This is a genomic window from Metallumcola ferriviriculae, assembly GCF_035573695.1.
Lineage (GTDB): Bacteria > Bacillota > JADQBR01 > JADQBR01 > JADQBR01 > Metallumcola > Metallumcola ferriviriculae.
In genome coordinates this window covers 3,358,973-3,381,692 of sequence record NZ_CP121694.1, presented here as the reverse complement: position 1 = coordinate 3,381,692, position 22,720 = coordinate 3,358,973, and the positions used below count along the sequence as shown (strand labels likewise).

Sequence of the window (22,720 nt, the reverse complement as noted above, 5' to 3'; positions counted from 1 at the left end):
TTTCCAAAAAACAATTATTAGATATGGGAGTGAAACTATTGCCACGAGAAATAGTCTTGGGAAACGGCGGTATGCTGGTAAATTTCGATAAAGATTTAATTATGCGTGATCTGTATTATCCTCATGTTGGCTGGGAAAATCATATATCTGGCCATAAAAATGCCATTGGTTTTTGGGTAGATGGGAAGTTTTCTTGGATTGACGATGATGGCTGGAACCTTACCTTAGGTTATCTGCCGGAAACTTTGGTTACGGACTGCCACGGAGTCAATGAAAGACTGGGTCTAAAGTTTAGCCTAAATTCCGCAGTGCATTTCCGTAACAATATTTTCTTACAGCGTATGCGTCTAATAAATCCCACTGATAAGGAAAAAGAGGTGAGAGTATTTTATACACATGATTTTTCCATTGATGGAAGTGAAGTGGGTGATACGGCGCTATATGACCCTACACTACAGGCTGTCTACCACTATAAACGCAATCGCTATTTCCTGGTTAACGGGCAGGTGGGCCAGCAGGGTTTATATCAATTTGCTATCGGCACAAAGCGTTTTGGAGGTGCTGAAGGGACTTGGCGTGACGCAGAAGACGGTGTACTGGAACAAAACCCTATCGCCCAGGGGTCTGTGGACAGCACCGTGAGTTTTCGGGTTATATTGGCACCTCGTCAAGAGGAAGATTTGTACTATTGGATTGCAGTCGGTCATAGCTATGAGACGGTTCGCAGTGGTAATCAGTATGTATTGAAGAATACACCACAGTTACTGCTGAGAAAGACAGGGAGTTATTGGCACACATGGGTTAATAAACATCAGCGAGATTTTGGCGATTTATCGGAAGCAGTACAAAAAATTTATAAGTTAAGCTTATTGGTGACCCGCACTCAAGTGGATGACGGTGGAGCCATTATCGCGGCAAACGACACCGATATTCTGCATTATGCGAGAGATCATTATAGTTATATGTGGCCCCGGGATGGGGCTTTAGTGGCATTGAGCTTAGATGAGGCAGGTTACCCCGAACTGACCCGGAATTTTTTCAAACTGTGTGAACGGGTGCTTACTAAATCGGGATATTTACTGCATAAATACAACCCTGATGGGTCTGTAGGTTCTAGTTGGCACCCATGGGTTGCTAACGGGGTAACTCAGCTGCCTATTCAGGAAGATGAAACTGCCTTGGTACTCTTTGCACTTTGGCATCATTATTTGAAGGAAAAAGACTTTGAATTTGTTGAATCCTTATATAAACCACTAATCAGAAAAGCTGCGAATTTTATGGTCGAATATAGGGATGAGGCAACCGGACTTCCCCTGCCAAGTTATGACTTATGGGAGGAACGAAGGGGTGTCTTTACCTTTACCGCTTCCTCTGTTTATGGCGGTTTGATGGCCGCGGCCTCTATCGCCAATCTTTATGGGGACCAATACCTAGTGGAACGCTACCAGAAGGCTGCCGATGAAGTAAAGGCAGGCATCATCAAACACCTTTACAGTGAAGACTTGGGGCGCTTTCTCCGCGGGGTTTATGTCGACCAAGATAACAATTATAGACCTGATGATACGCCTGAAAGCAGTGTCTATGGGGTCTATGCCTTTGGAGTATTACCAGCCGATGATACACGAGTAATTAGCACCATGGAGCAAATACGGGAGCATCTCTGGGTGAAAACAGATGTGGGCGGTATTGCGCGTTATCGTAATGACTACTATTTTCGCAACAGTGATGATATTGATAAAGTTCCCGGTAATCCGTGGTTTATCTGCACATTATGGTTAGCGGAGTGGTATATTTCCAAGGCGGGATCGATGGAAGATTTGGAACCGGCGAAAACTCTGATATCATGGGCGGTGGATTATTCTATGAAAGCTGGAATGCTGTCGGAACAATTGCACCCCTTTAAAGGTGACCCACAATCCGTGGCACCACTAACATGGTCTCACTCTACATATATACTCACGGTGAATCGCTATTTAGAGAAATTCAATGAATTTACGAAACGCTGTTGATTGCTTCGTAATCTTTTTTAATGTATAGGAAATTATGGGTTGTGGATAATTTCCTATACATGGGGGTTATTAAGGGGGTGTGCCCCCTTATATTAATTTTAGGAGGGTCATAGCGAAGCGACCTAGGGAACCAGGGGTTCCCTGGGTAAGAACAAAAGCATTACCTTTAAGTGCCGGAAGGCATGAAATGCTTTTGTTCTTGCCTCGCAATAGGATATACTGATGGGGGGAGGCTGTTTATTATGAAGGAGACAAATGTACCTTGGTCTGTAGGGGAGGCACTGCTGGCCTTGATGATAATATCAGTGTTGAGTTTTTTAGTTGGCAGCTTAGTTCTGCCATTTTTAACTGACACTGGGACCCAGTTTTTGCTTGCCGGCACTTTACAGACGGTGTTTATTTTTGTGGTGTTGTACTACTATTTAAACCTAAAACACCGTGTAACCTTTCAAAATATTGGTTTTCGCACCAGGCCATTCTTTAGCACTATATTGAGAGCTATGAGTTGGGGGATTGGAATCTTTTTGGTTGTTATAGTGTCAGGTACAGTGATAGACCATTTTCTGCCGGGGCAGCCTCAGCTGCAGCCATTTGCCAAGTTGGTGTTGGAAGCGGATAATGGCTGGGATTTGTTGCTGCCTCTTTTTTTGGCAGTGATAGTGGCGCCGTTGGGTGAAGAAGCGTTTTTCCGGGGGTTTTTATATCCGGCGCTTAAACAAAAAATCGGTCTCTTGCCCGGAGTTATAGTCGCGGGGTCAATCTTCGGCTTAATGCACTTTGATATAGTGAGGTTTCTACCGCTTGCTTTGGGGGGGATGGGTTTGATTTGGTTATATGAAAAGGCTGAGACTATTTATGCGCCAATTTTGGCTCATGGACTGTGGAACGGCGTGATGGTGATGATGCTCTTTGCAACTGCCAACAGCGCTTGACATTGATATTATTTACTTGGAACGGAGGGATCTTTTATTAAAGTAAAAATTCCGTCCTGGACATTAGGCACCGTTTTTGGCGTATTGATTGCCAGGTTTGCCGGGGTTTTCATTTTCAACAAGTTGTCCGGAAGCTTGGGGATTTCTTCAAACTGGGTAAATATTTTTGACCGGCTCTGGTTAATATTTTTAGTTGTGGTAGTAAGCGGTTCATTTATGTCCTATCCTATAAAATTAAATTTTAGCAGGCTGCTGCGTCTTTCTGTGATTGGTTTGGCAGCAGGAGCGGCATTGTTTGCGTTTTCGCAGGGACTTGAAAGGTTGCTCGGTTTCTTTTTTGCATCAGACAGTTCTACGCACCCATTGGTGAGTCTTACAGCCCAGGCAAAGTCTTTTCGGGAATTCTTAGTCCCATTCTTTATTGGTGCTGTACTTGTTCCGGTATCTGAAGAACTTTACTACCGCGGTTTGGCTTACCCGGTATTCAAGAAACACTGGGGTCTAATTGTAGGATTAATAATACATGGGCTATTTTTTGCTGTTTTTCATTTTAATGCCGTCTGGGTGACGGAGATCGTCTTAGTCGCCGTAGCTTTGGCGCTAATTTATGAATTTACCGGCTCATTGATACCGGGTGTGATTGCACACGCCGTGGTAAACGGAATGAGATTACTAATGGTCTATTTTAGCTATTAGCTTAATGGACAAAAACAGTTTCGTCACAGTGTTTTACTTCATCGGGCTCCAACTCTGCCCCCGGATTAACCACAAAACGGCGTTTCCCATCAAAAGCGAGACTATCTTGAATGTGTTTCAAATATGGAGCTTCATCTAGTCCATCCCGAAGAATAACCTTTCCCTGTTCCGTGACCTGGTAAATTATACTGCGGTTTATCCGGGCCATAGGCTCTTCCCACGATACAAAGTAGTCATTCTCTTCCCGTAGGTCAAAATTATATTCAATTGGGTATTTTTCACCCCGCGGAAAAACTAGTAATTGTACCGAAAGAAAATCTTTATGCGGCAGTATATGCCAGTAGGTTCTTCCCAAAGGGATATTAACATTTCTTTGGATTGGTACCGGTTTATTGGTGATGTCATCTTTGGGAAAGGTAATTGCTATCTGCCCAAAGCCAAGGAAGAGATTGTGGTTACCGGTATGAAGGCGGCAGTAGTATAGAAAATCGTCAAAGGACAGCTCTTCTTTTAGTACCACTGCTCCTAAGGTATCACAATCCGCTTTCAGAGATGATTGTTTTCGTACCACTAAATTTAGCCGTGCCTGCTTGAGAATGGATTTTACCGAAACATTGACATAATGGGACAAGAACGAAACGCTGCGCAGCTTGACCGGGGGCGGAATGATAGCGTTTAACAGCTGATTATTTAGCGGATTTATGGCATTCTTTAGCAGCTGGCGAAAGAAAAACATTAACACAAACGCGACAATCATAGGAAATAGAGAGACCAGCGATTGCCAGTGCCAGGGCGGTTGGTAAGATAATACTAATGTGGCTGCCCAGAAAGTGATGACGACGCTGATAGTTAAATCCATATAGTTAACTATAGTTTTACTTGGCTTGTCTGGTAGAAGGTACTGCATTTGATATTTTTCGATCAGGTTGTATATTTTACCGGAAAGGTTTAAGTCTTCCTGGTAGGATTGGTCAGTGAGTTCCTCTAAAATATCCTGCAGCCTTTCCACCCTTCTTTGAATGATTAAAGAAACAAAAATACCCACTGAACTCAGGAGTGTCAGCAGACCGGCCGTTATGCTTAAGAGGATAAAAATATAAGAAGTATGAGTAAACATTTTTGATTGTCAGACCTCCATATTCTGTCTATATTCTTCAGCGATTGCCAGCAGCTCAGAATGGGAATACTCGCTGCATTTTAATTCTACCACCCGCAGTGTGTGCTGTAGTTTACTGGTGTGTAATCCTGCCCGAACTGCCATGTGGCTGAGTTCCATGAGACACTTTAAAGTGTTTTTTGCAGCCTTGAGGTAAGATTGGTCTATGATGAATACCAGCACCGGTTCCGCACAGTTGCTTAAGTAATTCCAAAACCTGGCGGTATAAGGATATTCCGTCTTTAATGAATAATGGACTAAAGTTTCAATAACCTGCCAGACCTGTCGGGTCAGGTACTCCTGATTGCGCGGAGTTATTAAAAGAAGATAGATTTTAAATAACTCATTTAATCCTACATACAGGTGCTCTAAACGGTGAAGACGTATATACTGTTGGAGCAATGAGGACAGTTCAAGAAAAGGGTCGTGTTCGGGGAGTTGGCGATGCGTTTCCAAGGTCTCCCTATCAACCCTTTCAATTTTACCCAGGTCCAGATATTTATCATAGGGGTCGGTCAGATTGTCCGGATCAAGGTCCATGATGGACCTTATTTGCAGTATCAATTCAGCCAAAGGAGTCATTATATCACCTTCCTATGTAACAGTTTTTAGTTTTCCTGCTCAAGCGTAAGTTATACCCAGCATTAATCTAAGGCATGATAATGTTAGGCAGGTGTATGATTATGAACTTTCTTAATTTATTACAGAAAATAATGGGGCAGCCCCAACCCCAGGAAAAATTGGAGGAAAGGGAAGATATCAGAAAAAGCCTTCCGCAGCAAGTGATTCGAGGCATGGATATATCAGAGCTTAAAAGCATCTGGGTGGATATGCATATTAAGGATGTTATCAAGGCATATGATGTCGCTTTCAATAACTGGCAGTCAGCAAGACAAAGCAGCCTCGCCCTTGTTGCCTTCAAAGGACAGGGTAAAAGCTTGGCGCTAGAGCGGCTGATAGCTGACAGAGATGTACTATCTGTTCGCTGTTGGCCTAAAATTACCAGCGAACAAGATTTAAATCAAATGTTCGCCCAACTTTATCCTGAATTAAAGGTTGACAGGTTGGAAGTCGGGCGACGGATAGTTGTGGTGGATGACTGTCAGAATCTTTTCTTGCGTAATGTTGATGGCTTTACTGCTCTCAACTCCTTTTTAAGACTGATGAGTAAGACCTGGGACAGGATATTTTGGGTTACCGCTTGGGAAAGGACCTCGTGGTTATATTTAGACCAAATTATGAAATTAGGAAAGTTTTTTACCTCAATAGTATACTTAAAACCGGTTGAGTCAAAAGAAATGCGAGACATGCTCATTTCTTTTGGGGAGGATAACGCTTATGACATACAATTTGCCGATGAATATTTCCCCCAACTTATCAAGGAAACACGTGGTTTGATAACCGCCGCCGGCTACTGGTTATTGGAGGGCGCATTTTTATCCGGACAAAATGAAATAACCTTAGAGCTGCCTGATTTTCAGGTAGAAGGTTTAACGAAACTCAATGAACGAGAAATATATGCCTTGGCCGGATTGCTACAAAACGACTGTCTCACAGCATCGCAGATGGCGCTGGTTATCAATGAGAGCGAGATTATTAGCGAGCAGGTATTGGCTAAGCTTAACCGTCTGGGGTTATGTCTAAATCAGGATCGAATTTACCAATTAAATGCCGCGCTGTTACCCCAAATGCTTAACTTTTTGGAACAGCAGCGTTTTTTATATCTACCTATTTAGAGGTGATTATCAGTGGACGGCAAGTTCTTATTGGATATACTTACAGTTAGTAATTTTGCTTATAGCGCGGTGGCCCTTGTTGTTGCTAGCATCTTGGCAAAGTTTGTGGGCCTTTTACGTGATTACGCGGCAGAACATTGGGGCAGGCGCGGTCATTTTTGGGAAAAAACCGCAGTGCTGGCCAAATTTTTTATTTATGCGGTAACTCTTTATATTATAGTAGTTGTGATCTTTAGTCCGTCCCGAGAAGCAGTACTGGCAATGGCTGGCGGTACTGCGGTTGCTATCGGTTTTGGGGCCAAGAATTTCCTGGAGAATATTATTGCAGGAATTATTCTGCTGTTTGAAAGACCAATTTATGTAGGCGACCGTATCAAAGTAGGGCATTACTACGGCGATGTAGTGGGTATTAATTTACGCAGCACTCGGTTAAAAACCTTGGAAGACAGCTTCATTACCGTACCCAATAGTACCATGATTCGGGAAGGGGTACGTAGTGAAAACGCCGGCAAAGTGCCCGCGATGGTAGTAATTGACTTTTACTTCCACCATAAGGTAGACTTGGAGTTGGCGAGGAAGGTGTTGTGGGAAGCAACAGTAACCTCCAAATATTTTTACCCTGGGGAAAGAGTGGTAATTCTTGTGGAAGAGGAAAGGTGGCTGACGCATTTCTCTGTCAAGGCATACACTGCTGATGTGCGGAGAGGCCAACAGTTCAGAGCGGACGTCACAACCAACGCAAAAAAAGAACTACAAAATTACCAAGGGATTTACCCAGATTACCCGGTACTTTGGGGGGATAATAATGGCTGATTTTCCTGTTAGACAGGGTCAAACAGTACAATTAAACATTGAGGACCTTACTTCAGAAGGTAACGGCGTCGGTCGGTATCATGGACTGGCGGTTTTTGTCGGTGATGCACTGCCAGGCGAAGAAGTTATTGCGCAAATAACAGAGGTGAAAAAGAAATACAGTCGGGCAAAGCTGTTGGAAGTACTAACCGCTTCAGAGCAGCGTATCGCTCCACGCTGTAACCATTTTGAATATTGCGGCGGCTGCACCTTGCAGCATTTTCAGTATCCTCAGCAGTTAGCCTGGAAGCAATCGGTGGTTGAAAATGCACTAAGCCGCATTGGTAAAATAGAGACTGAGGTCTTGCCGGTGCTGGGTATGCAACAACCATGGCAGTATCGGAATAAGGTACAGTTTCAGGTCGGCTTGGTAGACGGCAATAAGAGACTGGGCCTATACGCCCCGGGCAGCCATCAATTGGTGCCCGTGGAGACATGCCACCTTTTGCCGGAAGAATTTTCCGGGCTGGTGAAGAATTTTAATCTATTGTTGGATAAAGGTATTCCCATGAAACAGGTATGGCTCAGAAAGAGTTTTGCTAACGGCGAAATAATGGCAGTGGTGTTTACTAATGGGGAACCCTTTACCGAAGCAGAAGCTTTACTTAAGCATCATGATCCATTAGTAACTGTCGCGGTCATTAATGATAGCAACGCTAAAATGTCCGTAGTGGGTAAGCCGAGGTTAAAAGAACAGATTGGCAAATATGATTTTGTTCTCTCGCCCCGGGCCTTTTTTCAGGTAAACACTGTCCAGGCCGAGGTGCTTTATGAAACTGCCCGAAACTGGGCCAATCTTACGGGGCAAGAGACCCTCTGGGATTTATACTGTGGTACCGGAACCGTCGGCATCTTTATGTCAGAAAAGTGCCGTAGACTGGTGGGTATCGAACTGAACAAGGCAGCGGTGCAGGACGCCAAACTAAATGCCCGCTTAAACGGTGTTAAAAATGCCAGCTTCCGCCACGGTAAAGCGGAAGAAAGATTAAAGGATCTTTGGCAGGCCGATGACGCCAACGTGGTTATCCTAGACCCGCCCCGTCAGGGCTGTGACCAAAGACTGCTGCACCAGCTACTAGAACTGGGACCAGAAAAAATTATCTACATATCCTGTAACCCAGCAACCCTGGCCCGTGACTTGAAGACACTATCCGATGCATATCAGATAAAAAAGGTCCAGCCGGTGGATATGTTTCCGCAGACGGGGCACGTGGAGTGCGTCGTGTTGATAGAGAAGAAATAGGTTGGCGGTAAAGGGTTTAAGCGCTTGGGACTAATTTGATAAGTATAGCTATGTTCCCTCAGACTGATGGTTTGGGGAATATTGCTATTTAGGGGGTTGTACCTTTACGCGGAAATATACAAATATGCGCAAATAAATAGAGTTCCGCGCAAAGGTTTAGGAAGTAAGTAAGGGAAGGAGACCCACTTTGCAGAAGTGTATGAACTACCAGCCTAGAAACGTTTACAAGATTATCTAAATTAATCCTGGGGACTCGTTTAGTATTGGTGTTATCTTTGAGAAGGAGAATATTAATACTCTGGATGCAAAAGGGGAAGTCCTTTTAGTAATCATTTCATCACTCACCCAAGAGGTGTTTATTGCCATCCGATAGAGCCAGCAGTGCGATGTTTTAGAGCCACCATGTGCATCTAACAGAGCCAGTCTGTTCTTCTATGAGAGCCACTCAAACATTATTGTTCCGTGCCCGATGCATACGCACCCGATGAACTTGAGCGTTTATGCCGCGAAAGCCTCTTGATAATGAGGGCCGGCATGCTAGGCTGAAGGCCAGGCATCACCCGCCCCCGTAGCCCGACCCCAAAGGGGTGATGCCGTTGATGCCTCACGCCATGCCGGCAGAGGCTCGTTGTCAAGAGGACCGTGGAATAAATGCGGCTCCAAAGTGCAAAACCATTGGTTGAGACGATGGCTCCCACCATGACCAAGGTGGCTCTGTTTGAGTACACTAGTGGCTCTATCCTAAAATATTATTCAAGAGGAGTCTTTCGCCCTCAGTCATAATACTAGGTGGGCATAGTGCATAGATTTCAGAGTGGAAAAGTGTTTGTGAATCACAAGAGATTTTTGGGATATACAAAGAATGAAAATGGAGATCTTGTTATTGTTCCGGAGCAGGCTGAAATTGTGAAGCGAATATACAGGGAGTTTTTAGAGGGGAAAAGCACCAGGTAAATCGCTAAAGGGCTGACCCTTGATGGTTTGGGAAATGGTGCAGGGGATACCAAATGGCATGAAAGTAACATCATAAAGATTCTTAAAAATGAAAAATATAAGGGAGATGCAAGGCTTCAAAAGACTATACTGTTGATTTCCTTACCAAAAAGCGTGTAAGAAATAAACGGGATTGTTCAAAACTATTATGTATCTGAAAGCCATGAACCGATCATCAAGCGATGATTTTGCGGCTGTCCAGGCTGAGTTTAGAAGAAGGTCTTTCATTCGAGGCTATTCTAGCACTGGTAAAAATCAATATGGCTGCAAGTATCCTTTTTCCGGGATGCTATTTTGCTACAACTGCGGTGCAAAACTCCAGCGTTCTTGCTGGGGAACTGGTAAAACTAAAAGCTACATTTGGAAATGCACCAATAAGGCTTTGAACGGATTGGATGCTTGCTCGGCAAAGGATGTAAAGGAAAAAGACCTTGAAAAGGCTTTTATTCGAGCCATGAACAGAGCTATTGGTGGGGAGCGGGCATTCCTGCAGCAATTGCTTGAAAATATTAAAACTGGGATAGAGCAGGTGGAGCAGGAGTTTACGATTGGGAGTTAAATGACCGGCTAGAAGAATTGGGGCAGGAGGTGACTAGTAAGGTTGAATGCACGAGCTGGAACCGGGACTGCAGCTTATGAAGCTGAATATATAAGGGTATCAGAAGAAATGGATAAAATCCGAGAGCGTAAGGCTGCGATAGAGGAAGCAGAGCTTTCAGAAGTCATGAGACAGAAAAGAATTGATGAGATGGAGGAATTCCTAAACTCGGGCGAAACTCCGATCACAAAATTTGATGCAGCTTTATTTAGACGACTGGTTGAAAAGGTAGTGATTCATTCATTGGTTGAAGCAACCTTTATTTTTAGAAGTGGAATTGAGCTGAAAGAGATATTAGGGTGAGCAATATAAGAACATTAAAGCACCGGTAGAGCCTTGAAGTAAGACTCATCGGTGCTTTTGTTCATACAAATAACTATTTTGTTCATACAATTGTATTGACAAATTGTTTTACAATTGATACTCTTTATTCGAGGTGATAAATTATGGAAATTAAGCTAGATAGCCTTGTAGCTTTTGACCGAATCAAAGTGGATGCTGATTCTGTATTTCAGACAGTTGAAAAGAACGGGAAGGTGGTTCTACTTAAGGACAACCAACCGGTTTACATTATCCTGAAATACGATGCTAATATGGGCGCGATTGAACAAGAAGCTAATATAGAGACACCAAAATATACATTGCAAGAAGCGATGAAAATTGTGCTTTTAGAAGCGGTGGATAGTACAATGCATGCTGCTGCCCTGGCAGATGAGATTTTTAATAGAGGGCTATACAGACAGAAAAATGGAGGAAAAGCACAATATAACCAGATCCGGGCAAGATGCGGTCATTATCCGGAGATGTTTGAAGCCTTGCCGGGGAACATGATTAAATTGAAAATGGTTTAGAGTTAAGTTAGATTTCAAAAAAGGGGAGGGCTAGTCATGACACTTTTGGAGAACAAATTCAATGAAGAAATGAAAAACATATATTTTACCGCCAAGAAGGAACTCGGGTATAATGCGGCAAGATTTATGCAACTGGTAGCACAAAAGGGTGGACTTCTAGCTGCAAAACAACTGATTTCAAAAGAAGGTGGAACATACGGTTTTGAGGTTTTGTGGGAAAATAAAAGATTGGACTTATCCGTGGAAGCTCTTGTTTTAAAGGATGAGTTTGCAGAGCTGTTTACAAATGCTGAGAGGGATATTTGTATAAAGAGACTTAGAGAATTCGGCTATGAAATTTGATGGTGTAGTTTTATTGAGAGGAGGGATATGGTGGGAGAACATCTACTGGTGACCATTGGAAAAGAGCGTTTTAAAGACCCGGAAAGGCATTCAGTCCATTTGGTGGATGATAAAGTACAAAATGATTTTCTTAATGTATTCCACATGCATATGTTTTAGCCTGCTTAATGGACAGACAGATGAAAGCGGAACGTGCATGGTCAATCCCATATAGAATAAAAAGCATAATTGGTAGCTTTGATATAGATGATTTAGCATCCGTTTCTTTGGATAGTTATAAAGAAATATTTAATAACAATACGCTGCATAGATTCAATGACACAATGGCCTCTGTCTTTTACGAGGCTGTTCATGATATAAAAGCAAAGTATAATGGGGATGCATCCCGTATTTGGAGCAACAATTCAAGTAGTGCAAAGGTCGCCTACGATTTTCTACAGTTTAAAGGTAGCGGGAAGAAAATTGCTACTATGGCTGCAAATATTCTGGCCCGGCAGTTTAAGGTCCCTTTTTCTGATTACTATTCAATAGACATATCTCCCGATGTACATATTTTAAGGGTAATGAGGCGGACAGGCCTGGTGAGTTACGATGCTGATCTTGATTCAGTTATTTATAGGGCAAGGGAGCTGAATCCGGAGTTTCCAGGGATTATCGATTTCTCCTGTTGGGAAATTGGAAGAACGTGGTGTAGGCCTAATCATTCAAATTGTGAAGAATGTATTATTTGTAATGACTGTAAAAAGATTTTATAGAGCAAGTAAGATGAATCCTATAATTAAGGAGGAGGGATCATATATGGCTACTAACTCAACTGCAGGTATCGGAGATCCGTATTGGTACGAATGGTCTATTGGATTATTACATGCACTTGACATGTTAAATCCTGATAATAATATTAAACATGTAATTCTCCAAGCAAATGATCTGCAAGGATTAGATGATGTTGTTGTGGTCTACAACAACGATGATGCAAGTTGCATACAAATTAAACATACACGAGAATCAGATTCGATCACATTTGGAGATATGGTTTATAAAACTGAAAGCAAAAAGTCTCTCTTAAATTCAATGTGTAGTGATTGGCAAAATGCACAAGAAAAAGGGTATGTTAGCTGCAAAGCGATTTTATATACTAATAGAAAAATAGGAGTATATAAGAGTAGCGGAGTTGATAATGAAAACGTAAAGTATGAGAGACCACCATTAAAAGGGTTCTTGGAATTAATTAATACTCAGTTGACAGATATAACCACTTTGTCAGAAATAGAAGTTCCAGCTAGATGGGAGACGGCGTGGAAAATTTGGAAAGAAGAAATAAACTCGCTTAATACTGATGACAAAAAATTAAATTTTTTAAGGACGCTCGATATCAAGACTAACCAAGATGAGCTTGATGAAATTATAGATAAGATTTCAGACAAATTATCTAAATATTTTAAGGTACATATAAGGGTTGCAAAACAGTTAGATCAAAAACTTTGTGCCGCCTTGCGTAAGTGGACGACAACTGTTCGCGACAAACAAGAGATAACACGAGAAGATTTATTTGAAGCGTTGTCGCTATATGGTGATAAAATACAAGGTGAACATGACTTAAAGACTTGTGAACCATTTTTTTCTTCAAGAATTGATTTTACGAATGAATTAGAGCGCAAGTTAGTTGATAGAGAAGCCCCGGTTATTTTTTTGTATGGTGATCCTGGTTCAGGAAAAACAAATATAGTAAGTCACTTGGCCAATAAAAGTGATTCTGTAATCACCTTAAGGTTTCATGCCTTCAAACCATTATCTGCAGATGATTTATATTTATCAGCTGATAAAGGAATAAGTGATCCAAGAGCTTTATGGGGCAATTTTTTAGTTGAACTTAGAAATTTATTCACCGGTAAACTCTCAAAGTACAATGTACCTGTTACGAACGAGCTTTTAGAAAGTATTGACGACTTAAGAAATGAAGTCTTAAGGCTTTCTCAAATTCTTGCAGATGAAACTGGTAATACCACTGTAATTGCTATTGATGGCATCGACCATGCTGCCCGTTCAGGCAATACGAATACATTTTTAACGACGCTGGTTCCGCCAAATGGAGTTCCTGAAAACGTAACCTTTTTGATATCTGGACAACCTATTATGCAATATGATGCCTACCCTGATTGGCTTTCAAATAAAGACACAGTTTTACATATAGAAGTGCCTCCAATTAATGAAAATGATATAAAACAACTCTTCCTAAACGTTAACCAAAACTTCCCACCAGAAGGAATAGATTTTGCAGTCAAAATCATTAATAAGGCTGTATCTGGCAATACGCTATCGGCGGTATTTGCAGTTTATGAAGTAGCACATTGCTCAAATTTAGATGAGTTAGAAACTAAACTTAATGAATCAGGAATATCCAGTGGCATACAATCTTATTATGAGTACATTTGGAAAGAAACTAAAACACAGTTACCAGGAGAAATTTTTTATATTGATACCCTATTAGCAGGAACACTTGCTCTTATAAATAAGAAGATAACTCCAATATTATTAACAGATATATTTAAAGATGAAAATATTCCTGAGTTAGCTTGGAAAGCAGTTTTAAATCGTCTTTACCCTATTGTTATAAGAGAAAATAATGAATATAGAGTATTTCATAACGATGTAAGGATATATCTCGATAATTATATTAAAAGAGATCCTGATAATTTTGTAACTATTTCTAGCCGTCTGGCAGACTATTTTCTAACCCGGGGTGACGATATTAAGTTGAAACATGAGATTGGGTTTCAACTTTTGCAGTACGCAAAAAGAGAAAGTGATTTCATTAAATTCTACGACGAAAATTATATTGTTGAGGCAATAAAATATAAAAGGCCTATGACTGAATTATTTGAACAGCTTAAAATTACGCTGTTATCGATGAGAGAATTGAGGGACTTTAAAACTGTACTTTCGTTAAGTTGTGCTGTAGATACTTTATTTCAATATCAAGCCTCACTTCAGTGGGAAGACAAGATACATGAGGACGATTCGGAGTTACCAGTCGCTTTACGAAATGAAAAGAAAGTATTAAATAGGAAGTTATTTAATACAAGTATCGTTACCAATGTGCTTTTGGAGGCTAAGACACTAATTCAATTTAAAGAAGTTGAAAGAGCTAAAAGTATGTTGTTTCGCTGGTTTGGTAACCTTACGCCAGATGAGCTAGTTCTGCTATTGAATAACAATAATACTGAAAAACCAGAAGATGGTGTGCCAATTCAGGCACAACGAAATAAGGATATTGAACAAATATTGAAGATGTGGGGTGAGATATCAAGAGTAACTGGTATTAATTTTGCTGGACTTGACAAAAGTGAAGCAACAGAGAATTCGGGGAAATACAGAGCTATATTTACAAGCGGATGGCTTAACGAAGGTAGAAAATACTTATCGGATGACCAAATTGAGTACACTCTTAAAAATATAGAGGTTTATTTTAAAGCAGACTTTGATGAATTTTTCATTGAATTGATTGAGAATGACAAGATTGAGGCCATTGAAAACATATTGGAAAAGCATCCAATTGAAAAAATGTCGTGCCATGTTCAGGTAAAGCTTTCTTCGTGGGCCATTTTACATAAAAAAGAAAAAATGGCGGAGAAATGTATTAGAAAAGTATTAGAGCAAAGATTCAAATTCTTAGTAATAGAAGAAAGTGAACGTTATAATGAAAAAATATTTGAGAGCTTCGCAAGAATAACTTTTATTTTAAGTTATTATGGACAGGCAGAGCATAAAACTGTTAATGAGGGGATTATATCGTTCCGTGAAGGTAAATTAACCTACAAAGATAGAGGATACTATTCTGCATTTAACTTATTAGAATCAAGCAGATTCTTTGGATTTTTGGTATCTACAATTTTTGATAATAAGGAAGGAATTATTGGTCAGGATGATTTTAGAGCATTTGTAGATCAAATATTTGATAGAAAGGAGCCAGTAGGCAACATCGAAATAGGTGGACCCGCTGCTCAGGAGTTTCTACTAAAGGGTATTATTTCTATTGACCATCTATTAACCAGTTCATTAAAAAAAGAGTTAGTAAATTTGATCATACGAAATGTTAGAGTCATTGAAACACTAAAAAACATTGATATCTGGTGGAATTATCTAAAAGTTAATAATCAAGAAGAGGCTTTGAAGGACGTTTTTAATCACTGGATGGGCGAACAAGGTTTAATATGGAATCAAGAATTATATGAATTGCATTGGATTTCTTCAATATTTATACCGAAGGCATTAGACATGGGGTGGACCGAAGAAGCAAATGTTATAAAGAGTATGCTTGAAACAAAATTGGTTGGATATGTTGGTCGAAAAGAATACTCTTTGTACACACCTTTAAAATGGTATAACGGCCTTGACGTTGCAAATAAACCATACTGGGAAACGATAGGCTTAAAACTTTTAAATATTTCTGATTATGCATCGAAAACCGGTGATAATAGAGCAGCGGTATATATTTATGCAGCGGTAGCAGCTTCTGCTGGACATTTTGGTGCAAAATCCCTTTGGGAATTTGCTCTTTCGAATCAGTATTGGGATAGGGGTTGGGTACAAACGGTTTTTGATGGAATAATAGCTAGCCTTGAGCATGATAACTTCTCAGAAGAGGAACTCCTGTCTTTATGGTCAATTGCAACTGATGTATTTTACGTTTCTAAGAGCCCTAAGCCTTATGATTCCGAGAATGAAATAAGATGTGCGTATATTTCTGATGTAAGGAGGACAATCGAATTAGCTGCTAGTAGACTAGGTTATGTAGATATTGGGGAGAAAATGAAAGAAATAGCAGAACTAGAGTATTCACAAGAAAGAAGTGATATATCTTATACTGCACTTATTATTCCAGAGAGATGGTATAGTAAGTCTGATGTAAATACTACCGCAGCAAAATTTATCGATGAAGTAGGAGAAAAAACGTGTAGTGAAGCTCTTGAATTACTAAAATGGAAGTGCGTTAATGAAAAGAACACATTTAGATGGGATTTCGCAATTGGATTAATTAAAAAGGTAGAACTGACATCTACGGAAAATATACTTGATTATGTTCAAGAGATAATTGATCTTTTAGTTCATGAAAGAAAAGCTCCTGACTGGGAATATGATGGTGCTGATAGACTTTTCGAAATTATATTTCCTTATTTAACGCAAGACCAGACTAAAGCTTTACTGAATGATATTATTGATCATTATTTTGAAAATAACATATATAGTGAGGACTCAAAATTGTATGCTTTACATAATGATTTGAATCATTTCTCTTTTAATTTTTACAGTAAATTATCACAGGAAGAGAAAGTTGAAGGCTTAAATAGAATATTAGAGATGCACTCAAACTGGATCACAGGATACGGCAATATTAAATTCCCAATAACGTATATTAAAATGAATGAGGAAAGTGAAAATTTTACGTGGAAAGATTTTTGTATAAAATTTATTGCTAGGATTAATGAACAACTATAAAAGCTGTCCGTGCCATGTGTTTTCTATCAAGTGATACAGATACTCCAAGGCACGTTAAAGTGTCCCCCTTGTCAAGACAGAAATTTTAATTTTCTAAGTGAACCAGATATTCCCATTTAAATGATTTTATCGTCATCGTAAACTTTAGACCAGTCGCCGAGGCTGTGGAGAGTGTGGACAACACGGTTTTTGTTGTCCAAGCCTTGTGCGTCAACCTGGAGCGTAGCGGAGGGTTGTCCACATGGCGGCACTATCCATCAGACTACTTGACTTTGATATATGTCTTGCTATTATTAGGCTGCTTTGCTTATCCCCTGATAGACTTCTTGAGGGGTTAGGTAGTCATGGGTTTGATGCGGCCGTTCTGTATTATATTCCTGGATATATTCTCTAATACCGATCCTTAGGTCTCTAGGTGTTAGATATTCATGTGTGTAGATTTGTTCGGTTTTTAGACTTCTAAACCATCGCTCTATGATAACATTATCAATCCAACGGGCCTTGCCGTCCATGCTTTGTCTGATGTTCACGCTCTTTAAATATTCTGTGTAATCAGCGCTTGTGAACTGAGACCCCTGATCGCTGTTGATAATTTCCGGCGTGCCGTATCTGTTGATAGCTTCTTTAACTGCTGCTAACACCGGTGCGGTGTCCAAAGTATCTGATAGTTCCCAGCCTACTATGTAACGACTATACCAGTCGATGACGGCTGTTAGATACATATGACTTCTGCCCATCTTAATGTAGGTAATGTCAATGGCCCAAACCTGGTTTGCCCGATTAATATCTAGGTTTCTTAACAGGTAAGGATAGATTTTGTGCTGCTTATTACGCTTTGACAGGTTGGGTTTAGGATAGACCGCATATATTCCCATTTCGTCCATATAGCGTTTAATTAACTTACGGCCAACCTTAATGTGGTCTTCATTCTGTAGCTTTTTGCGAAGCTTCCTAACCCCTAGATATGGCATCTTGGTATGCCAGTAATCAAGCCTGTTTTTAATCATATTTTCGCGCTCTCTGTCAGGTTCTTTAGGTGTGTAATAAAAACTGGTTCTATTGATCTCAAGTAACTGGCATTGCCGATTAACCGGCAGTTTGTTATTTTTTGAAACCAGACTTAGTCTCCCAGTCGACCCCAAGAACTTCTTTAGATTTTTTTTTGAGCCAGTCATTCTCAATAGTGAGTTGACCGACTTTTGCCATTAATTCGGTTCTTTCTTCGTCCAGTGCTTTTTCTTGGGCACGAAGCTCTTTTTCTTGTTTGCTTTGTGAGAACACCTGTGGTGCATTCTCTAAAAACTCTTTTTTCCAGTTGCGCAGTTGATTGGGGCTTAACTCATGTTCGGCTGCAAGTTCGCCTATCTGTTTTTCTTCTTTGAGTAGCTCCAGTACGATTTTAGTTTTGAATTCGGCTGTAAATTTTCGTCTTCCCATTTTGTATGAACCTTCTTTCTGACAGTTTTCCTGCCGTTTATTATATCAGGTTCACTTAGTTTGTCGAAAATTTTGTCTGAATTCATGGGTACATTATACGTTGAGTGTGTGGTGTTGATGTCAAGGGTGGAGAAGTGAGTGTGCGAAAAGCCCAGCAAATAAGCCATTTGTGGGATTTCAAGATTGAAAGCCTGAGCTTTAAAATCGTGATTTTGTTGCTCTGTGGGAATATGTCCAAGAAAGTGGATTTGAAGTTAAGTGGTCAGGTTAGATGCCAGTGCTTGGTGACAGAGCAGATTAGATGTCAGTCGCTTGCGTGTGGTCAGATTGGATGTTGGCATAATAAAGGCTACTTTTTAAGCAATAAACCGATCTTAATTTATGACTATCTAGAAATAAGTATTAGGCACAGGAATTTCTGCGATCATTTGGAATTGATTATTATAAATAGAGGGTACAGCCTATGCGGACTTATAATATTCCTATTAAACATACAAAATGTTTTTTGGTAAAAATAGATGATTTTTACCTTGCAATAGATGCAGGTTGGCCAGGCTGCATCCATGAATATGTGGGAAAATTAAAAACTCTTAATATTAACCCGCAGAAAATAAAATATCTAATCGTAACACACTTTCACCCTGATCATGCAGGCCTGGTAGAAAATATTAAAAAATCCGGAACTCGTTTAATTTTGTTTAAGCATCAAATACCTTATATTCAGGTTATGGAAAAAATGATCAGGAAGTACCGATCCTATCAACTTAGACATGAATTCAAATCTTGTCCTGAGCATTGATGAATCAGAGCTATTTTTTAAAGAACATCACGTTCCCGCACAGGTGATAAAAACGACCGGCCATTCTGATGATAGTATTTCAGTGGTATTTCAAGATGGTGTTGCTTTTATCGGCGACTTATATTCCCCGGATTTAGTAATGGAAGACGACTGTAAAAGCAAGCAAAGCTGGTATGATTTAAAGCAGAAAGGTGCGAAAGTAATATACCCCGCTCACGGGGACGCGTATAGGTTGGATGTATAATTAATGAGAGCATAACCGGAAGATTGACTAACGTCCGTGTCCAGCAACAAATCAGGATTTGGGGTGAAATACTATGGGCAAATATACAAGAGTACATTATGGTACATTAGCGGCAGGCCGTCGTCATACCGTTGGTCTTAAAACTGACGGAACGGTGACGGTTGTGGGTGATAATAATTATGGCCAATGTGATGTAAGCGGGTGGTGCGATATTGTGGCAGTCGCGGCTGGGAAGGTTCATATGGCGACGAACACGGGTAATGCTCATACAATCGGACTTAAATCTGACGGTACTGTAGTGGCTATGGGTTGGAATAAGCATGGCCAATGCGATGTAAACGACTGGCACGATATTGTTGCGGTTGCGGCGGGTTGGCGTCGTACCATTGGCGCTAAATCTGATGGCACGGTGGTTGCTGTTGGGCGAAATAATGAAAACCAATGCAATGTAAGCGAAAATAAGGCAGGGCAATGCGACGTGAGTCGCTGGCGTGATATTGTGGCGATAGCGGTGGGTAGTAGTCATACAATCGGCCTTAAATCGGATGGTACTGTGATGGCTGTTGGCTGGAATGAGTATGGTCAATGCAATGTAAGTGACTGGTACGATATTGTAGCAGTAGCGGCGGGGTGCGCTCATACTATCGGCCTTAAATTGGACGGCACGGTGGTAGCTGTAGGTGATAATGAATCTGGTCAATGCGATGTAGGCGGTTGGTGTGGCATCCAACTACCCGACAATTAGTTTTCAATATAAAATACATATAATTTCATGGGATTGAGTCTAATTATTATTATACTGTGAACAAATGATAGTCAAAAGTGGCGTGGAATTAATGATGAAAAACAGGAGAGTGATTATGCCAAAAGCAAGAAAGATGTTAAGTGACTGGAATACACCGTATATTCAATCGCTTATGAAATTAATTGAAACGCAGAGCAAGGCAACCCTTGCGATTTGGGCAGTTGATTATTCCGAGCAGGTAATATTACCTCTGTGGCGCAAGTACTATCTGAATGATGTGCGCCCGCAAAATGCTTTAAATGCCGCCCGCGAGTGGCTGTCAGGTATAATTAAATTGCCGCAGGCAAAATCGAAAATCCTCGAGTGTCATGCGGCCGCCCGCGAAGCAAACGGAAATCCTGTTGCGCAGGCGGCGGCGAGGGCAATTGGTCAATGCACATCGACCATCCATTCGGCACGGCATTGCATCGGGCTTGCCTTTTATGGAGCACTGGCGGTCGCTTATGACCGGCTCGGGACTGACGCACCATGGGAACAAATCGAGCAATGTGCCGCCGAAGAGTGCGGACGTATGGAAGCCGCACTTCGCGCTGTTGCCGTGGAGGATGAGCCAAATCCGGCGAAAATTGACTGGAAATGCTGATTATGACCCATCGGAGGGCGGGACATATAACTTTGAATGATCAGGGGTGAGGTTAATGGACAGTTACACAAAGGAGGAATTGGAAGAAGCGCTTCGAGCTATAGCTTCAACGATTAGCAAGTGTGAGAAAGTATTGCCAAAACTAAAACAAGGTACTTCTCAGCACACGCTGCTCATACGCAGGATAAAAGCGCTCCATATAGCATCGTCATTGATAAAAAAGGCATTGGAAGAATAGATAAATTCCAACGCATTTGCTAAATTATGCTTTACGGTCAAAAAAGTACATGAAAAGGTTATCAAATAAAAGAGAAGCCCAATTAACGACTAAGCAGAACTCTCTCCCTACTTTAATTATAGCATACATTTAATGGAAGATTTAGACTGTTTATTTTTGTTCCCTTCCGCTAAAATATTATTATCAAACCCCATGGAAGGAATGTTGGAACAGCAAGTTCCTCATGAAGGGAAGGGATTAGAATTGAATATTAAGAACGAACAGACACCATCTAGATTATTGGACCCCGGGCCTTTCTACCACGGCACTAAAGCCGAGTTGAAGCAAGGGGACTTGTTGGAACCCGGCCATGGCTCTAATTATAGCGAGCGAAAGAAGGCCAATTATGTCTATCTCACCGCGACACTAGATGCGGCTATATGGGGAGCTGAACTTGCGGTGGGCGACGAACCTGGTCGGATCTATCGTGTGGAGCCCACCGGCATCATCGAGGATGACCCCAATCTGACGGACAAGAAGTTTCCGGGGAACCCAACGAGGTCCTACCGAACTCAACACTCAATGCGAGTAGTTGGCGAAGTCTTGGACTGGGGGGGCACTCCCCAGACGATCTTCAGAAAATGCGGGATCACCTTGAAGAGCTTAAACGGCTTGGCATCGAGGCAATTAACGACTGAATGCATACAGTTTGCAAATTCCAAAGCGCTAAAATTTTGCAATGACATTAATGTTGATATCTGATATGTAAAGGAGGAAAAAGTGAAATTATTCATAATCGGAAATGGCTTTGATAAAGGACATGGATTAGCAACTACATATTGGGATTTCAGAACATATTTAAAAAACCTGTATTCTGATTTTTTATATACTTTCGAGGAACATTATTGTATTTATCCATCAATGGAAGAAAATACTAAGAAGGAATTGTTATGGAATGAATTAGAGACCAACCTTGCAAACATCGATGAAGATGTGATTATTGAGCAAGCTGTCAGTATAGATATGGGCTTGGAAAGTGGAGATGTTGGTATAGAAGATACATTGTATGAGTATTTAGCCGATAAATACAAATACATACAATTTTTGGCAAAATGCCTAAAACAGTGGGCAAGAACAATACGAATACGTGATGTAGAAAGACGTACTACGTTAATAAACGAAATTGAGGATGCAATATACATAACATTTAATTATACCGCAGTTTTAGAAACAGTTTACAAGATAAGCGAAGGAAAAATTATTCATATTCATGGTTCCTTGCGACAACGAGATGGTGCACCTATTTTAGGACATGGAAACAAAGCTAGGATTGAAAAAATCAAAGAAAAACTTCAGGATGCCGAAAGAGAATTCGATGAAAAAAGAGTCAGTATATGTAAAGTTGTGGAAGATTACTATTCGCAAACATATAAGGACATAAATAGATATATGTATAAATTATTTGATTTGATTAAAAAAGATGTAAATGAAATAATGGTTATAGGCCATTCGCTTGCCGGGGTGGACATTCCATACTTCAAGAATATTGATTTATTCACGCATCAACAGGCTATATGGAAGGTTTATTATCATAGAGATAAAGAGCGACAGATAATGTTTGACAGTTTGGTTTCTTGTGGAATAGATAGTAAGAGAATTGAATTACAACCGTCAGACAAATTTTATGATTTATAATTACAAGCATTCATAATGGTTGGTAGAGCAATAAAA

Annotated in this window: 22 protein-coding genes and 1 pseudogene; 20 read left to right on the top strand and 3 right to left on the bottom strand. The window is 40.7% G+C overall.

The window, feature by feature from the left end; genetic code table 11:
• Positions 1–38 precede the first annotated feature (38 nt).
• The 3 genes from MFMK1_RS16705 (at position 39) to MFMK1_RS16695 (ending at position 3,637) form a co-directional block, all read left to right on the top strand.
• On the top strand, positions 39–2,009 hold the full coding sequence (locus MFMK1_RS16705; protein WP_366922814.1) for a glycoside hydrolase family 15 protein: 1,971 nt from the start codon (positions 39–41) through the stop codon (positions 2,007–2,009).
• 242 nt (positions 2,010–2,251) lie between these two features.
• Entirely contained in the window at positions 2,252–2,941 is a 690-nt protein-coding gene (locus MFMK1_RS16700) for a CPBP family intramembrane glutamic endopeptidase (protein WP_366922813.1), read from the top strand.
• Positions 2,942–3,157: 216 nt separating this feature from the next.
• The gene (locus MFMK1_RS16695) at positions 3,158–3,637 is read left to right on the top strand and encodes a CPBP family intramembrane glutamic endopeptidase (protein WP_366922812.1); all 480 of its coding nucleotides are present in this window, start codon (positions 3,158–3,160) and stop codon (positions 3,635–3,637) included.
• A 1-nt stretch (position 3,638) separates the two neighbouring features.
• On the opposite strand, the gene MFMK1_RS16690 is transcribed toward MFMK1_RS16695, so the two are convergent.
• Positions 3,639–4,754, bottom strand: a complete 1,116-nt coding sequence (locus MFMK1_RS16690) for a hypothetical protein (protein ID WP_366922811.1) — start codon at positions 4,752–4,754, stop codon at positions 3,639–3,641.
• A gap of 9 nt (positions 4,755–4,763) precedes the next feature.
• Positions 4,764–5,375: a hypothetical protein gene (locus tag MFMK1_RS16685; RefSeq protein ID WP_366922810.1), complete on the bottom strand. Its 612-nt coding sequence runs from the start codon at positions 5,373–5,375 to the stop codon at positions 4,764–4,766.
• 101 nt (positions 5,376–5,476) lie between these two features.
• Here MFMK1_RS16685 and MFMK1_RS16680 point away from each other — a divergent pair, with 101 nt between their 5' ends.
• The 11 genes from MFMK1_RS16680 (at position 5,477) to MFMK1_RS16630 (ending at position 16,904) form a co-directional block, all read left to right on the top strand.
• Positions 5,477–6,529 carry a hypothetical protein gene (locus MFMK1_RS16680; RefSeq protein ID WP_366922809.1) on the top strand — a complete coding sequence of 351 codons (1,053 nt, stop codon included), beginning with the start codon at positions 5,477–5,479 and terminating at the stop codon, positions 6,527–6,529.
• A 12-nt stretch (positions 6,530–6,541) separates the two neighbouring features.
• Positions 6,542–7,342 carry a mechanosensitive ion channel family protein gene (locus tag MFMK1_RS16675; protein ID WP_366922808.1) on the top strand — a complete coding sequence of 267 codons (801 nt, stop codon included), beginning with the start codon at positions 6,542–6,544 and terminating at the stop codon, positions 7,340–7,342.
• Entirely contained in the window at positions 7,335–8,624 is a 1,290-nt protein-coding gene (gene rlmD, locus MFMK1_RS16670) for a 23S rRNA (uracil(1939)-C(5))-methyltransferase RlmD (protein ID WP_366922807.1), read from the top strand. Before MFMK1_RS16675 ends, rlmD begins: the two co-directional genes overlap by 8 nt.
• Positions 8,625–9,605: 981 nt before the next feature.
• A complete protein-coding gene (locus MFMK1_RS16665) occupies positions 9,606–9,737 on the top strand; it encodes a hypothetical protein (RefSeq protein WP_366922806.1) in 132 nt (43 codons plus the stop codon).
• Positions 9,738–9,765: 28 nt separating this feature from the next.
• Positions 9,766–10,176 carry a recombinase zinc ribbon domain-containing protein gene (locus tag MFMK1_RS16660; protein WP_366922805.1) on the top strand — a complete coding sequence of 137 codons (411 nt, stop codon included), beginning with the start codon at positions 9,766–9,768 and terminating at the stop codon, positions 10,174–10,176.
• 42 nt (positions 10,177–10,218) lie between these two features.
• Positions 10,219–10,518, top strand: a complete 300-nt coding sequence (locus MFMK1_RS16655; RefSeq protein ID WP_366922804.1) for a hypothetical protein — start codon at positions 10,219–10,221, stop codon at positions 10,516–10,518.
• Between the two features lie 143 nt (positions 10,519–10,661).
• Entirely contained in the window at positions 10,662–11,066 is a 405-nt protein-coding gene (locus MFMK1_RS16650; RefSeq protein ID WP_366922803.1) for a hypothetical protein, read from the top strand.
• 36 nt (positions 11,067–11,102) lie between these two features.
• Positions 11,103–11,408: a hypothetical protein gene (locus MFMK1_RS16645; RefSeq protein ID WP_366922802.1), complete on the top strand. Its 306-nt coding sequence runs from the start codon at positions 11,103–11,105 to the stop codon at positions 11,406–11,408.
• A gap of 30 nt (positions 11,409–11,438) precedes the next feature.
• Positions 11,439–11,567: a hypothetical protein gene (locus tag MFMK1_RS16640; RefSeq protein ID WP_366922801.1), complete on the top strand. Its 129-nt coding sequence runs from the start codon at positions 11,439–11,441 to the stop codon at positions 11,565–11,567.
• Positions 11,568–11,587: 20 nt separating this feature from the next.
• A complete protein-coding gene (locus MFMK1_RS16635; protein ID WP_366922800.1) occupies positions 11,588–12,163 on the top strand; it encodes an iron-sulfur cluster loop in 576 nt (191 codons plus the stop codon).
• 43 nt (positions 12,164–12,206) lie between these two features.
• Entirely contained in the window at positions 12,207–16,904 is a 4,698-nt protein-coding gene (locus MFMK1_RS16630; protein WP_366922799.1) for an ATP-binding protein, read from the top strand.
• 293 nt (positions 16,905–17,197) lie between these two features.
• Here the strand turns inward: MFMK1_RS16630 and MFMK1_RS16625 are convergent.
• Positions 17,198–18,341 (bottom strand): IS3 family transposase gene (locus MFMK1_RS16625; RefSeq protein ID WP_366922798.1). Its coding sequence is split into 2 segments (ribosomal slippage): positions 17,198–18,068 and positions 18,067–18,341, totalling 1,146 coding nucleotides; the frame shifts between segments, so codons are not numbered across the junction.
• Positions 18,342–18,804: 463 nt separating this feature from the next.
• Here MFMK1_RS16625 and MFMK1_RS16620 point away from each other — a divergent pair.
• The 6 genes and pseudogenes from MFMK1_RS16620 to MFMK1_RS16595 all read left to right on the top strand — a co-directional run bounded on the left by MFMK1_RS16620 (position 18,805) and on the right by MFMK1_RS16595 (position 22,684).
• The gene (locus MFMK1_RS16620) at positions 18,805–19,140 is read left to right on the top strand and encodes an MBL fold metallo-hydrolase (protein ID WP_366922797.1); all 336 of its coding nucleotides are present in this window, start codon (positions 18,805–18,807) and stop codon (positions 19,138–19,140) included.
• A gap of 317 nt (positions 19,141–19,457) precedes the next feature.
• Positions 19,458–20,129, top strand: coding sequence for an RCC1 domain-containing protein (locus tag MFMK1_RS16615; protein ID WP_366922796.1), 672 nt, complete (start codon positions 19,458–19,460; stop codon positions 20,127–20,129).
• A gap of 115 nt (positions 20,130–20,244) precedes the next feature.
• Positions 20,245–20,772, top strand: coding sequence for a putative immunity protein (locus MFMK1_RS16610; RefSeq protein WP_366924968.1), 528 nt, complete (start codon positions 20,245–20,247; stop codon positions 20,770–20,772).
• Between the two features lie 55 nt (positions 20,773–20,827).
• Positions 20,828–21,010 (top strand): hypothetical protein, encoded by a 183-nt coding sequence (locus MFMK1_RS16605; protein WP_366922795.1) that lies wholly within the window; start codon positions 20,828–20,830, stop codon positions 21,008–21,010.
• A gap of 243 nt (positions 21,011–21,253) precedes the next feature.
• Positions 21,254–21,687 (top strand): annotated as a pseudogene (gene arr / locus MFMK1_RS16600) (NAD(+)--rifampin ADP-ribosyltransferase).
• A gap of 82 nt (positions 21,688–21,769) precedes the next feature.
• Positions 21,770–22,684: a bacteriophage abortive infection AbiH family protein gene (locus MFMK1_RS16595; RefSeq protein WP_366922794.1), complete on the top strand. Its 915-nt coding sequence runs from the start codon at positions 21,770–21,772 to the stop codon at positions 22,682–22,684.
• The last annotated feature ends 36 nt before the right edge of the window (positions 22,685–22,720 follow it).